The organism is Streptomyces sp. NPDC058045, assembly GCF_042885635.1.
In the GTDB taxonomy this organism is placed as follows: Bacteria; Actinomycetota; Actinomycetes; order Streptomycetales; family Streptomycetaceae; genus Streptomyces.
This window is the reverse complement of sequence record NZ_JBHVRR010000029.1, coordinates 1-12,808: the sequence shown is the minus strand read 5'-3', so window position 1 is coordinate 12,808 and position 12,808 is coordinate 1. Positions and strand designations below refer to the sequence as shown.

Sequence of the window (12,808 nt, the reverse complement as noted above, 5' to 3'; positions counted from 1 at the left end):
ACGCTTGACATGCCCTCGCCACTTGACCACCGGCGGGGCCGATCCGGGGAAGCGACACCCCCCACCCTGAGGAAGGACCACGCGTGAAGTTCACTCAGAGATCCGTTTCACTGCTTGCCTGCGCCACCCTGTCGTTCGGGGGTCTGACGGCAGTGGCGCAGACGGCGTCCGCCACCGTCTCACCGCAGGTGACCGCCGCGTCCTGCCCGACGTCCACCCACGCCACCATCCGCAAGGGCTCGTCCGGCAGCTCCGTACGCGAGGCCCAGTGCCGCCTCAACGCCAAGGGCGCCAAGCTCGCCGTCGACGGGCAGTTCGGCTCGGCCACCGAGACGGCGGTGAAGGCCTTCCAGAAGAGCGCCGGCCTGACCGCGGACGGCGTCGTCGGCCCCAAGACCTGGAACAAGCTGGCCCCCGCGTCGGGCGGCTCCCGGGACGCCAAGGCGAAGAAGGTACTCGCCTTCGCCGCGGCCCAGGAGGGGAAGAAGTACGTCTGGGGCGCCGAGGGCCCCAACTCCTACGACTGCTCGGGCCTCACCCTGCGCGCCTACCAGCAGATCGGGATCACCCTGCCGCGCACCTCCTCCGCACAGGCCGCCGCGGTCAAGAAGGTCTCCGCCTCCAACCGCAAGGTCGGCGACCTGATGCACTGGCCGGGCCACGTCGGCGTCTACGCCGGCAACGGCAAGGGGTGGGAAGCCTCCAGCAGCCGCGGCAAGGTCGTTTTCAGGAGCGTCTGGGGCAGCCCCACGTACCACAGGGTGTTCTGACCCTGACCCTCGCCAGCAGCGCGGGCCGGCACCCCACCCCCCGGGGCGCCGGCCCGCCTGCCGGAGGCCGCAGCTCCTTCCCTCCCCCTTCGCCGCTTGACTTCGGGTCGACCCGAAGTTCCAGGCTGTGCGGGTACGCGGATCGAGAGGAGCATTCACATGGGCACGACGGCACTCCGCCAGGCGCTGGCCGACTTCAACGACGGCGACGCCTTCTTCCACCACCTGGCCGAGGATGTGGTGGCCGAGTTCCCCTACGGCCCCACCCTGGGCCTGCCCGCGGAGATCACCGGAAAGCACGCCGTACGCGCACACCTCGCCGCGGTCCAGGCCGGTGGGCTGACCGTGCGCGACCCGGCGGTCGAGCAGCTCACCGGCACCCGCTACCTGGCCGAGTACACCGGCACCTACCGGACCGCGGACGGCACACCGGTGGACATCCCCCTCATCGCCGTCGTCGACCACGACGGAACGCGGATCAGAACCATCCGCGAATACTGGGACACCCACCGGCTCGCCCTCCTCAACTCAGCGGTATCCGAAGGACATTGACGTGCCGTCAGCCACGGACGCCGCGCAGTCGTCCCTCAGCTACCCGCCTTGAAGGTGCGCAGGTAGATGTGGGCGGTCGAGCCCTTTCCGGCGGCGTGGACCTCCTTCTCGTCGCCCTTTCCGCAGACGGACACGGAGAACGACTTGTTGCCGACGTTGCCGTAGAGCTGGGCGCACTTGCCGTCCTTCCTGACGTCCCGCACCCAGCCGTCGAAGTGGATCTTCCCCGCGCTGCACCAGAGGGAGCCCCCGGCCCGGCCGCCGGGGACATCGATGTCGTAGCTGTCCCGGCACTTGCCCCGGGTGCCGTAGTCCCCGTCCGGTGCGGCCGCGGGTGCGGCCTGCGCGGCGATGCCGCCGCTGCCCGGGGCGCCGGCGTTGTCCCCGGCTGCGGCGATGGACGGTGTGGCGGCGAAGAGTCCCGCGGCGAGCAGGACGGCCGTACCGGTCTTGAAGGCGTAGCGGTTCATCTGACTTCCCATCCCCGTGGTGTGGAACCGAATTGCCCTACCAGAATCACCTCGCCGCCTCCGCTCCGGACACCGGTTTCGGCCCCACCCGAAACATGCAGGTCCGCCCCCGGCCCGCACCGTCCTCACCAACGCGGGCGTCCCCAACGGCCTTACGGCAGGCGGCTCTTGACGGGTGGCGCGCACCAATGTGCCGGGCGGTCAGTCGAGTTCGGCTGGGCCGTAGTGGGCGGTTTCGGTGCCGGTCAGCAGGGCCCAGTAGCGGTCGCCGTGGGACCAATGCCACCACTCCGTGGGGTAGTTGGTCAGGCCGGTGGCGGTGAGGGCGGTGTGCAGGAGGTGGCGGTGGGCGCGGGCGCGGGGGCTGATGTTCCCGGCCCGGGTGTAGCAGGCGCCGGCGCTCTCCTCGGGGGTCGCGTTCAACGGGGTGCCCAGGTCGAGTTCGCGGCCCTCGGCGTCCGCGAGGGTCAGGTCGACGGCGGCGCCCGCGGTGTGCGGGGCGATCTCGGGCGGTGACACGAAACGGCTGGTCGCGGTGCGGATCCGCCCCTCGGACCATGCGGGGTGCTCGTCGCGCAGCCGGGCCGCGTACCGGTCGAAGTAGTGCCGCTGGAGGGACGGCGTACGGTAGCCCTCGACGAACAACAGCCGTAAGCCGCCGGGGAGTCGGGCCTGGGCTTGGTGGAGCCGGGTGAGGACGCCTTCGCGGAGGTGGACGAAGGCGCCCGCGGAGTCCTGCCGCTTGCGCTGGTCGACCAGCAGCAGGCCGTCCCGGCGGACGTCCACCAGCCGTTCGCCGCACTCCGCGACGGGCACGGCCGCCACCCTCGGGTCGGACATCAGCACGATCTCAGTCATGGTCCGATCGTCCCCGGCGGATGCGCGTTCCGAACTCACTGCCAGGGCACCGGAGTTGTGTCGTGGTGGATCAGCTCGGTCATCTTCAGCAGCCGGCGGAAGTACCCGAACGCAAGAGGGCCGGCCCCGGACGGGTAGCCCAACGCGGCTGTACGGCGGCGCAGTTGGGGCAGGCACTCCGCGAGGACGGACTGCCGGACGGGGGCGAGGTGCCCGCCGTCCATGGCGTAGGCCGAGGCGCAGCCGGTGAGGCAGGTGTCCAGCTCCGCCAGGGCCCGCGCCTCGGCGGGCGGGACTTCGGGGAAGGGCGTCCGCCGGTGTACGGCCCACAGCCGTCCGACCTCGCCGAGCGTGGCCTGCTTCCCGTCGGGGCCGGGCCACCGCCACCCCAGCAGATAGCGCGTCTCGGACTGCCGCGGGGTGCGCCGGTGCCGGGCCTTCTCGGTGCGGCGGTGTGCGGCGAACGACTCCGCCTCCGCCAGCCACACCGCCCGGCTGACCTCCAGCAGGCCCAGGGCACGCAGCAGCGCGCTCTCGTCCTTCCGCAGGTCGCCGGCGGTGCCCAGATACGCCCAGGTCGCCCGGAAGCCGAGCGGGCAGTAGCAGTTCGCGGCGTGGGTCAGGGCCCGGTAGCGGCGGCCGAAGGGCAGGGCGGGGTCACGGACGTGCCGCGCGTGCACACGGAAGCTCATACACCGATCTTCGCAAGGCCCAGCGTTTCGCGTTCGCGCCGCACGTCGTCGGTGAACTCCTCGACCTGGCGCTCGATCTCCGCCGCCGGGACGCCGAGTTCGGCGGCGAGGAGCCGGCCCACCCGGGGTGCGGCCAGCGCGGCGGCCCGCGAGTCGAGGAGGCGGGCGGGGATCCGGCGTTCCAGTACGTCGGTGACGGTCCGCGCCATCTCGTGGCGGATCGCGTAGACGGCTTCGGCCCAGTGGTACGGGAGGCTGGGGGTGATCGGTTCGGCGAGGGCGGGGTCGGCCGCGATGAGGTCCTCCACGAAGCGGGCCTCCGTGCCGTACCGGCCGCCGAGGTGGCCGAAGCGGCCGCCGGTCGCCTCCACCGCCTCGGCGTCGAAGTCGGCGCCGCCGACCAGCGGCAGGTCCGTCGTACGGCAGGTGCGGCGGATGCCGAGGAGCCGGCAGACCCGGTCGGTGGCGATTTCGGCCATGGTGCGGGCCACGGTGAGTTTGCCGCCCGCGACAGTGACCACACCGTCCTTCTCGGTGACCTCGTGCTCACGGCTCAGCTCGGAGGTGTCACCGCCGCCGGTGTCGATGAGCGGCCGCAGACCGGCCCAGGTGCCGGTGATGTCCTCGACCGAGATGTCCGTACTGAGTGCGGCGTTCAGGGACTCCAGGAGGGTTTCCGCCTCGGCCCGGGTGCAGCGCGGATCGTCCAGGTCCTCGGTGTACGGGGAGTCGGTGGTGCCGATGTAGCAGTGGTCGCCCCAGCGCACCACGAAGCCCTTGCCGCCCTTGCCGCGGGCGCCGCCGAGCATGGGGAAGGTGAGGGTGGACTGGCTGCGCACCTTCTCCCAGGGGACGACGACGTGCACGCCCTTGGCGGGGCGGATCTGGTGGCGGTGCCCGGTGTCGGCGAGCGCGCTGACCGCGTCGCTCCACACCCCTCCGGCGTTCACCACGGCCCTGGCGCGGACCGGGATGTCCTCGGTCGTGCCGTCGGCGGCCGTGGTGCGGACGGTGGCGGTGTGCAGGCCGCCGGAGGTGCTGAGGGCGACGACTTCGGCGCGGTTGGCGATCCGGGCGCCGAGCAGGGCGGCGGTGCGGGCGACGGCGAGGGTGAGCCGGGCGTCGTCGGTCCGGCAGTCGAAGTACAGCAGGCCGCCGAGGAGGCCGTCCGGCTTGAGGGTGGGGCACTGGCCGAGGACCTGCTCGCGGGAGATACGGCGGTGGCGGCGGCCGATCCGCCAGCCGCCCAGCGCGTCGTAGGCGACGAGCCCGGCGCGGAGGGTGCGGGCGAGGGCGGGGCTGAAGACGCCGTCGGTGCGGTAGATCGGGAAGAGGAACGGGAGGCGGCTGACCAGGTGCGGGGCGCGCTCGTACATGCGCTGGCGTTCCAGCAGCGAGTGGTAGACGAGGCGGATCTCCTTCTGCTCGATGTAGCGCAGCCCGCCGTGGATCATCTTGGAGGAGGCGGAGGAGGTGCCCGCGGCGAAGTCGGTGCGCTCCACCAGACCGGCGCTCAGCCCGCGGGTGACGGCGTCGAGTGCGACGCTCACCCCGGTGATGCCGCCGCCGACCACCAGGACGTCCAGGGGCGTCCGGCGCATCGAGGCGAGTGCCGTCTCGCGGTCGAAGGCGACGGGCGCGGTCTGGTTCGCGACGGTTCTGCGCAGAGCACGGGACATCCTGGCGGCCACCTCGTGTGGTGCGGGGTGCCGGCCGGGGCGCGGCCGGCGGGGTTTTCTGGCTTACCCGGCATCCTGCGGCGGCGCCTCCTGGACGTCCAACGGGTTGACACCGGATGTCAACGGATGTCCCGCCCGCTCCCCCGCCGTGGTGTGATGAAAGCCGATCCGACCGTCCGAACCGTGGATTCGATTCCAGCTCGATCAGGGAGTGATCGTGACCGACCAGATGAAGGTCCCCGCGGTGCTACAGGGTGCCTTCTGTGTGCTGCAAGCCGTGGGCGAGGCGGGTCCCGCCGGGGCGAACGTCGCGGAGGTGCAGGTGCGCACCGGCCTCAACCAGCGCACCACCTACCGGCATCTGGCCTCGCTCAAGGCGCTGGGGATGGTGACCGAGGCGGGTGAGCGCAGCCGCTACCGGCTGGGCCCGGTGATCGCGGGAATGGCGCAGAACACCTCAGACCAGCGGGAGTTCCTGCGCCGTGCGCGGATGTTCTGCGAGGAACTGGCGGAGAGTTCCCATGAGCCGGTCCATGTGACGGTGTGCGATCAGGGCACCGCGGTCACGGTGGCGACGGCGAGCCGGAGTTCCCCGGTCTCGCAGAAGTCCCCGCCGATCGTGCCCGGTTCACGGCGTCCGCTCCATGCGAGCGCCAGCGGCAAGGTGTTCATCGCGTACAACCGGTCGGCGCTGGAGGCGTACCGGGTGCGGCCCCTGGAGCGGTTCACGGAGCACACCATCACGGATGTGGGCGAGCTGGAGCGGGAGTGCCTGCGGGTGCGCGAGCAGGGCTTCGCGGAGGACCGGCAGGAGTACGCCCTGGGGATCACCTGTGTCGCGGTGCCGGTGGTGGGCGTCGGCGGGCGTGCCGTCGGGGCGCTGACGGTGTCCACCAAGAACGCCGTGATGGGCGAGGCGCGGCGGGCGGAACTGCTCCAGGCGCTGAAGCCGGCGGCCAAGGAGTTCTCCGCGGCGATCGGCGGCGAACCGAGGGCCTGAGCGCGCGGCCGTGGCCGGGGACGGGGGCCTGAGCCGGTGAGGGCCAGGCCCCCCGCCTCCCGTCAGCTCCTCGTGCCCTGTGCCGGTATCGACGGCAGTTCCGCGCGCTGCCAGCCGAGGGCCCGGGAGACCGCGTCCTGCCAGGCCCGGCGGCGGACGGTGCGTTCCTCCGGGCTCATCCGGGGGGTGAACTCCCGCCCCTCGGACCTGGTGGCGGTCGCCGCCGCCTCGTCGGCCCACACCCCGCGGGCGATCCCCGCGCACCAGGCGGCCCCGCGGGCGGTGATGTACTCGGGGTGCGCGGCCCGTACGACGGGGATCTGGAGCAGGTCGGCCTGCGACTGGAGGAGCGCGTCGGAGCGGCTGAGGCCGCCGTCGACGAGGACGACGGTCGGGGTGGTGCCGGCGTTGCGGGCCATCGTCTCAATGATGTCGACCACGGTGTGCGCGGTGCCGTCGACGGTGGCGCGCACCACGTCGGCGGCGGTCGTGCCCCGGTTGAAGCCGATCATCATGCCGCGGGCGGTGGAGTCCCAGTAGGGCGCCGCGAAACCCGCGAGGGCCGGGACGCTGATGAGGCCGGAGTCCGCCCTGCCCTCGGCGTAGACCGCGTCGATCCGGTCGGCGGTGGGCAGGACGCCGAGCTGTTCCACCATCCAGTCGACGCCGCTGCCGGTCACGAAGGAGCCGCCTTCGAGCATGTACGCGCGGGAGCCCGCGGTGGTCCAGGCGACGCGGCAGTCCAGGCCGTCCCCGGCGTCGACGGCGTCGGGCCCGACATGGAAGTTGATGAAGCTGCCGGTGCCGTGGGTGCACTTCACCGCGCCGGCCTCGAACGCGCCGTGCCCGTACAGCGCGGCCTGCTGGTCGCCGAGGACGCCGGTGATCGGGATGCCGGCGCCGACCAGGGCTTCGCGGGTGGTGCCGTAGTCGGCGTCCTCGGGGAGGACCTGCGGGAGTGCGGTGCCGGGGACGCCGAGCTCGTCCAGGAGTTCCGGCCACCAGGTGTCGGTGCGGATGTCCAGGAGGCCGGTGGAGCCGGCGCAGGAGGTGGAGGTCGCGTAGACGCCGCCGTCGGTGCCGCCGGTCAGGTTCCAGATGATCCAGGTCTCCGGGGTGCCGGCCCGCAGGCGTCCCTGGTCGGCGAGTTCCCGCAGGGCGGTGTCCCCGGCGAGCAGCGCGTCGAGGTGGAGGCCGACGTGTGCGGGGCCGAGGACCAGGCCGGTGGCGGTCTTGGCCGGCGCGGCCCACTCGGCGGAGAGTTCGGTGACGCGGGCGGCGGCGCGGGTGTCCTGCCAGTTGACGACGGGGGCGACGGGCCGCCCCGTCTCCGCGTCCCACAGCACGGTGGTGGTGCGCTGGACCGCGATCGCCAGGGCGGCGATCTCCAGCCCGCCCTCCTCGGCGGCGGCGACCACATCGCCGATCACGGAACGGGACGCCTCCCACAGCTCCGTGGCGTCCTGCTCCACGCGGCCGTCGGGGTGGGTGGTGATGGTGAGGGGGAGCGCACTGCTGGCGACGACCCGGGACCGGTCGTCGAAGAGTGCGGCCTTGGTGCTCGTGGTGCCCTCGTCGAGCACCAGGACGTGTGGTGTGCCCATGTTGTCCTCCACCTTTCGCCTCCACCGCGTCGCGGGATCGAGCCGCACAGTCGCACTGCCGGTTCTCGCCATGATCGGAGCGTGCGGCCGGGATGCAAGGACATTGCCGTGCCGTGTCAACGGCGATTCGTTCCGGCATCCGGATTGACGTCGGGTGTCAATGCTTTTGACGGGCGGTGCGGGCTGGTGGCGACCTGGTTCCAGCGGCCGGCGCGTCAGTCGCCCGCCCCGAGCGAGCCACGACGGATGCAAGAGCAAGCCACGACGGATGCAAGGAGCAGCAATGACGACCGGTGCCATCGCGACCATCCCGCAGGAGGCGCTGGATGAACTGCGCGCCGCTGTCGGCGGGTCCATCCTCATCTCGGCCCCCGCGGAGCTCCGCGCCATGTCCGCGGACGCCTCGGTCCGCAGCAAGAAGGCCGAGGCGAACGACGCCCCGCTCGCGTCCGCCGCACTCGTCGTCCGCCCCGCCGACACCGAGCAGGTGTCCCGGGTGATGCGCTGGGCGACCAGGCACGGTGTCCCGGTGACGCCGCGCGGCCTCGGCTCGGGCACGGTGGGCGCCGGCATCCCGGTACGCGGCGGTGTGGTGCTCGACATGACGCGCTTCAACAGCATCGGCGAGGTCGACGTCGTCAACCGGACGGTCACGGTCGGCGCCGGTATCCGCCTGTCGGAACTCGACGAGGCCATCAGGAGCTCGGGCCTCACCATCGGGCACTACCCGCAGTCGTACTACCTCGCCTCCGTCGGCGGCTGCATCACGATGCGCGGCTCGGGCACCTTCTCCTCGCTGTACGGGAACGTCGAGGACCGCACCGGTGACATCGAGGTGGTGCTGCCCAACGGCGATGTGGTGCAGACCCGTTCACTGCCGCGCGCCTCGCTCGGGCCCGACCTCAAGCAGTTGTTCATCGGCTCCGAGGGCATGTTCGGCGTGATCACCCATGTCACCCTCAAACTGGTCCCCCAGCCGCAGGCCCGCCTCTTCAACTCGGTGCGCTACGACACCTTCGAGCAGGCCCTGGAGACCGTGCGCCACTCCCTGATCGACGGCGTCCGCCCGGCCGTCGTACGGATCTACGACCCCGTCGAGGCGTCCGCCAAGCACACCAAGTTCGCCGGCACCCCGGGCTGGCTGCTCATCCTCGCCTTCGACGGCGCGCCCGCACTGGTCGCCGCCCAGGAGAAGATCGTCCTCGGGCATGTGGCGGAGCAGGGCGGCGAGGTGCTCGGCCCGGAGCCGGGCGTGAACTGGGAGCAGCGGCGCTTCGACTACTCCTGGTCGACCGACGCCGTCAGCCGCAAGGGCGGCGTCGCCGAGGCCATCGAGGTCACCGCCGACTGGTCGGAACTGCCCGCCCTCTACGAGCGCCTCAAGAAGGCCGCGGCCCCCCATATGCGGGAGTTCATGGCCCACGTCAGCCATGTCTACGACCAGGGCGCCGCCCTCTACGCCATCGTCCGCGGCGACTTCGACTCCGACGAGGAGGCCCTGAAGGCGTACGACGCGGTGTGGAAGGCCGTCATCGAGGAGAGCCTGCGCGCCGGCGCCATCATCGGCCACCACCACGGCGTGGGCCTGGAGCGCGCCCCCTGGATGCGCGAAGCCCTCGGCTCCGGCCTCGACCTCCTCCGCACCCTCCAGAAGTCCCTCGACCCGTCCGGCATCATGAACCCGGGCAAGGCGGGCCTCTGACCAACTGCCCCACCCCCGGGGCGGGTTGACGGCACCCGGGGGCCGGGGGCACGGTGGGCGCGGCCGAGGGAAGGACCGGTGGTGGGGGAACTCGCGGCGCGGGAGTGCTGGTTCTGCGGGAATGCCGCACCGGCGGTGTGGCACGACCGAGTCCTGGGGCTGCACCAAAACGCCTCAACTTCCCTGACTCCATGGGTCGTTGTCCTGCGCACCACCTGGCAGCGGAGAGTCGTACGGGTGCCGCGCTGCGCCCGCTGCCACACCGGGCACCGAATCGAGCGGGCCGCGGCGGTACTCGCCGCGGCCGCACCGATCGCCTACGCCGCCGGCGGCGGCCTCGACCACCTCCTCGGCATCCTCCCGACCTCAGCCGCGGGCCGGACCGCCGCCGCGATCTGGGCAGCCGTCGCCTGCCTGCCGGCACTCGCCTGGCTCGCCCTCCGATACGCCGCGCCACCCTGGCACCGCCTGGCCCCGCACCGCCTGGGCTACGCCCGCCACCACCCCGATTTCCTACGACTCCAGGACGAGGGCTGGCACCCCAGACCGGGCCCCTTCCCCCACTGGGTCAACCCGCCGAGCGGCCACGCCCCCGGGCCGACGGGCAGACTCGGCCGAATCGTCGGCGGCATCCTCGACCTCCTGGGCGCGACCTGCGCCATCGCCATCCCGATCGCCTACCTCCAGGGCTACAAGGAACTGGCCGGGGGCCTCATCATGGCGGGGGCAGCCCTGTTCTTCCTGTCCTCGAAGGTCAAGCGTGAGCCTTGATCGACGCGAACATCAGCAAGCGATCTGGATCGTCAGGATGGAGACGGGCGCGTCGACAACTCACCTGCGAGCCCGAGGAATTCGGCCGTCTCCCGAGTGTCCCGCGAGCCTGAAACCCTGGACGGGTGGCGGGTGACGGGGACGTGGGGGCGGGCCATGGTCACGCGACGCGGGCGATTCCGTCGAGGTCGCCGCGGTGTTCCTCGTCCACCTCGATACGGACGGTGCGTGCCCCGGTGTGCCGGTGGATGGCGGCAGAGGCCCGTGATGCCGCGTCGAAGAGGGAGACGCCAGGGGTGAAGCAGTGCGATTCGGATGGGGTGATGCCACCGAAGGTGATGCCCAGGGAGCCGTTGGCGTAGTCGCCCAGGTCTTCACCGAGCTGCGCGAAGGGCTCGACGTCTTCTTCTGTGAGCGTGCGGTCGAGGATGAGAGTGAACTCCCACTTCGGAAGCTGGTCGATGGCACGTTGTTCCGCAGCCGTGAGCTCGGCGGTGATGTGGTCGGCGTCGGCCTCGGGTGTGGCCTCAAGCATCCATTTCCGAAGCGTGGCGTGGATGTTGAGGACCGTCGCGGTGTTGATCTCGTAGTCGAACTGGTCGCGGCGGTCTTCGGGCAGCGCCTCGCGTACGGCGGGGATGGTGTCGGGAACTTCGGCCCCGCCTCGGCTGGCCGTCGTGCGCTCCGGCATGGTCGCTCCTAGTGCTTGTGCTTGCGTACGAAGCCGGTGATGCGCTTGGACCGTGTCCGAAAGTCCCAACCCCCGGCCGGAGGCTGGGGGTTGGGACTTTCGGACACGGCCTAGGCGGCCACCTGCGGGGCCGGGATAAGTGCGCGGGCCCGAGCCTCCAGGTCGCCGTCAATCAGTCGAATGCGGCCCGCCATGACCTTCGCGTGGCCGTACATGGCGCCCTTCGACAGCGTCACTGTCCGGGCCATGTCGACGGCCCACTCTGCTTCCATGTCGAAGCCTCCCGGCGCCCCCATGAGACGAGCCGAGAAGCCGACGCAGGCGAGCCAGCACGCCCGCTGTTCGTCCGAGTTCATGCCCGTGTAAAGCCTCCCCGGCTCGTGCCGGCCAGCCATGGCGAACAGGTCACCGGGCTCGAACACGTTCCCCTCCACCGGGACGACCCCGAGAACAGCCATATCCCCGAAGTGCCCCGCCGTGGCGTACGCCATGACGCACCGTGCACCCGAGGACCAATCGTGCAACAGCGGCCAAACCGTGACCCGCCCCGCCCGGCTCAGCTCCTGCGCCATGTCGCTCCTCACGTAGAACCGCCGACCCCCGTCACCTTACGACGGGAGCCGACGGCATCAGCGGCGCCCAGTGGCCGGGGCTGGGGTTGCCGCCCTCGCCGTCGCCGTCCTCGAAGTCGGTGTTGCCGTCCTGGTCGCCCGGGTCTGCGGCTGTCCTTGCGAGGTTCAACGTCATCGGGTGCCCTTCCAAAGCCGTCGACCCCGCCACGCCCCCAACTCAGGGGCGCGGCAGGGTCGTTGGATTGCTCGGTCGGTCAGACGGTACCCAGCTCGCCGTCCTTGACGCCCGCGACGAAGGACGAGAACGCGTCAACATGGACGCCCAGGGCCGGGCCACCGGGGTTCTTGGAGTCACGCACGGGGACCACGCCGCGCGAGGCGACGAGGTTGGTGGCGACCTCGACGCACTGGCCGCCGTTGCCGCTGTAGGAGGACGTAAACCAGCGAGGGGATTCGGTCGTCACGGGGTGCCCTTTCGTACCTGCTCGATCATGGCCACGGACTCCGTCTGGGAGAGTGCTTCGGCCTGTAGCTGATGGTAGGCCGCCAACAACGGCAGTACAAACGTACTTTCCCGTTCGAACTGGCCCCGATGGGCGGATTCCGCGTAGGACATGAGCGAGCGGTGTGGCGTCGTCAGGATGGTGACGGGCACGTTGAACGGACGGCGCGCTCCCATGGAGAACGGTGCGACCTGCAACACGGTGTTCGACCGCTCGGCAAACTCAAGCAAGTGCTCGAACTGGGCACTCATGACAGCGGAAGTTCCCACTGACCGACGGATGCACCCTTCGTCAAGTACCGCGAAGATCAGGGGCGACGACGGTCGAGCAAGGGTGGCTTGCCTCTTCACCATCGTCTCGACTCGCTCGTCGGCCTGCTCCTGAGTGAGTGTGCCCCGCTTCACGTTGCCCTCTTCGATGGCTGCCGTGTACTCCGGCGTCTGGAGCAGACCAGGGACGACGCCCACCTCGAACAGCCTGATCTCTGCGGCCCGCGCCTCCTGATCGACGTACTGCGGGAATCCCTCGATGAGCGAGGTGTGGCGTACGGCTTGGCTCTGCCGTTCGAACCTGTCTCCGGTGCCGAAAGCCCTGTCAACATCTGCCGCGAAACGGCGAGTTGGAGGGCGGCGACCAGTTTCCACGGCGGAAATGTGCGTTCCTGAGCACCCGATGCGCTCCGCCAGATCGTCCTGTGTCCAGCCGCGCTCGTCACGCATCGCACGTAGCCACTGCCCGAAGCGCGCGCTGGGTGACTCCTCGGGGTCCAGCTCTTTGCGGTTCACCATCTGGACGACCAACTCCCCGGTCAAAAAACGCAAGTTGATGACGTTTCGACTATAGGTCAGCCTGAATCGCCTTGGTAGTGGTTTCGCTACGGAGAGGAGTCGGCCCATGCCTGATCCGCAGACAGCGGCGCATGAGCATCACCCACCCGCACCGCC

Annotated in this window: 15 protein-coding genes; 5 read left to right on the top strand and 10 right to left on the bottom strand. The window is 71.0% G+C overall.

Annotated elements, in window-relative coordinates; genetic code table 11:
• The first annotated feature begins 83 nt into the window (after positions 1-83).
• Together ACFVST_RS18655 and ACFVST_RS18650 are read left to right on the top strand one after the other, a co-directional pair.
• On the top strand, positions 84-770 hold the full coding sequence (locus ACFVST_RS18655; protein ID WP_390152754.1) for a C40 family peptidase: 687 nt from the start codon (positions 84-86) through the stop codon (positions 768-770).
• Between the two features lie 159 nt (positions 771-929).
• A complete protein-coding gene (locus ACFVST_RS18650) occupies positions 930-1,322 on the top strand; it encodes a nuclear transport factor 2 family protein (RefSeq protein ID WP_390152751.1) in 393 nt (130 codons plus the stop codon).
• 35 nt (positions 1,323-1,357) lie between these two features.
• Here ACFVST_RS18650 and ACFVST_RS18645 read toward each other — a convergent pair whose 3' ends face one another.
• From ACFVST_RS18645 to ACFVST_RS18630, 4 genes are all read right to left on the bottom strand, one after another.
• On the bottom strand, positions 1,358-1,804 hold the full coding sequence (locus tag ACFVST_RS18645) for a hypothetical protein (protein WP_390152748.1): 447 nt from the start codon (positions 1,802-1,804) through the stop codon (positions 1,358-1,360).
• A 189-nt stretch (positions 1,805-1,993) separates the two neighbouring features.
• Complete coding sequence (locus tag ACFVST_RS18640; RefSeq protein ID WP_390152746.1) at positions 1,994-2,650, bottom strand: M15 family metallopeptidase; 657 nt, start codon at positions 2,648-2,650, stop codon at positions 1,994-1,996.
• A 35-nt stretch (positions 2,651-2,685) separates the two neighbouring features.
• Positions 2,686-3,342 (bottom strand): hypothetical protein, encoded by a 657-nt coding sequence (locus tag ACFVST_RS18635; RefSeq protein ID WP_390152743.1) that lies wholly within the window; start codon positions 3,340-3,342, stop codon positions 2,686-2,688.
• On the bottom strand, positions 3,339-5,021 hold the full coding sequence (locus ACFVST_RS18630) for an FAD-dependent oxidoreductase (protein ID WP_390152740.1): 1,683 nt from the start codon (positions 5,019-5,021) through the stop codon (positions 3,339-3,341). Before ACFVST_RS18630 ends, ACFVST_RS18635 begins: the two co-directional genes overlap by 4 nt.
• A gap of 217 nt (positions 5,022-5,238) precedes the next feature.
• On the opposite strand from ACFVST_RS18630, the gene ACFVST_RS18625 reads away from it, so the two are divergent.
• Positions 5,239-6,021, top strand: coding sequence for an IclR family transcriptional regulator (locus ACFVST_RS18625; protein WP_390152738.1), 783 nt, complete (start codon positions 5,239-5,241; stop codon positions 6,019-6,021).
• A gap of 62 nt (positions 6,022-6,083) precedes the next feature.
• Here ACFVST_RS18625 and ACFVST_RS18620 read toward each other — a convergent pair whose 3' ends face one another.
• Positions 6,084-7,625, bottom strand: a complete 1,542-nt coding sequence (locus tag ACFVST_RS18620; protein WP_390152735.1) for an FGGY family carbohydrate kinase — start codon at positions 7,623-7,625, stop codon at positions 6,084-6,086.
• A gap of 283 nt (positions 7,626-7,908) precedes the next feature.
• Here ACFVST_RS18620 and ACFVST_RS18615 point away from each other — a divergent pair, with 283 nt between their 5' ends.
• The gene (locus ACFVST_RS18615) at positions 7,909-9,327 is read left to right on the top strand and encodes an FAD-binding oxidoreductase (protein ID WP_390152732.1); all 1,419 of its coding nucleotides are present in this window, start codon (positions 7,909-7,911) and stop codon (positions 9,325-9,327) included.
• A gap of 237 nt (positions 9,328-9,564) precedes the next feature.
• Positions 9,565-10,098, top strand: coding sequence for a hypothetical protein (locus ACFVST_RS18610; protein ID WP_390152729.1), 534 nt, complete (start codon positions 9,565-9,567; stop codon positions 10,096-10,098).
• A 160-nt stretch (positions 10,099-10,258) separates the two neighbouring features.
• Here the strand turns inward: ACFVST_RS18610 and ACFVST_RS18605 are convergent, their stop codons facing one another.
• The 5 genes from ACFVST_RS18605 to ACFVST_RS18585 all read right to left on the bottom strand — a co-directional run bounded on the left by ACFVST_RS18605 (position 10,259) and on the right by ACFVST_RS18585 (position 12,652).
• Positions 10,259-10,789 carry a hypothetical protein gene (locus ACFVST_RS18605; protein ID WP_390152726.1) on the bottom strand — a complete coding sequence of 177 codons (531 nt, stop codon included), beginning with the start codon at positions 10,787-10,789 and terminating at the stop codon, positions 10,259-10,261.
• Positions 10,790-10,899: 110 nt separating this feature from the next.
• Positions 10,900-11,361, bottom strand: a complete 462-nt coding sequence (locus ACFVST_RS18600; protein WP_390152723.1) for a hypothetical protein — start codon at positions 11,359-11,361, stop codon at positions 10,900-10,902.
• A 31-nt stretch (positions 11,362-11,392) separates the two neighbouring features.
• Complete coding sequence (locus ACFVST_RS18595) at positions 11,393-11,536, bottom strand: hypothetical protein (protein WP_390152721.1); 144 nt, start codon at positions 11,534-11,536, stop codon at positions 11,393-11,395.
• Positions 11,537-11,615: 79 nt separating this feature from the next.
• Positions 11,616-11,825, bottom strand: a complete 210-nt coding sequence (locus ACFVST_RS18590) for a DUF397 domain-containing protein (protein WP_390152719.1) — start codon at positions 11,823-11,825, stop codon at positions 11,616-11,618.
• The gene (locus ACFVST_RS18585; RefSeq protein ID WP_390152956.1) at positions 11,822-12,652 is read right to left on the bottom strand and encodes a Scr1 family TA system antitoxin-like transcriptional regulator; all 831 of its coding nucleotides are present in this window, start codon (positions 12,650-12,652) and stop codon (positions 11,822-11,824) included. The genes ACFVST_RS18590 and ACFVST_RS18585 overlap by 4 nt, the downstream gene beginning before the upstream one ends.
• Positions 12,653-12,808 lie beyond the last annotated feature (156 nt).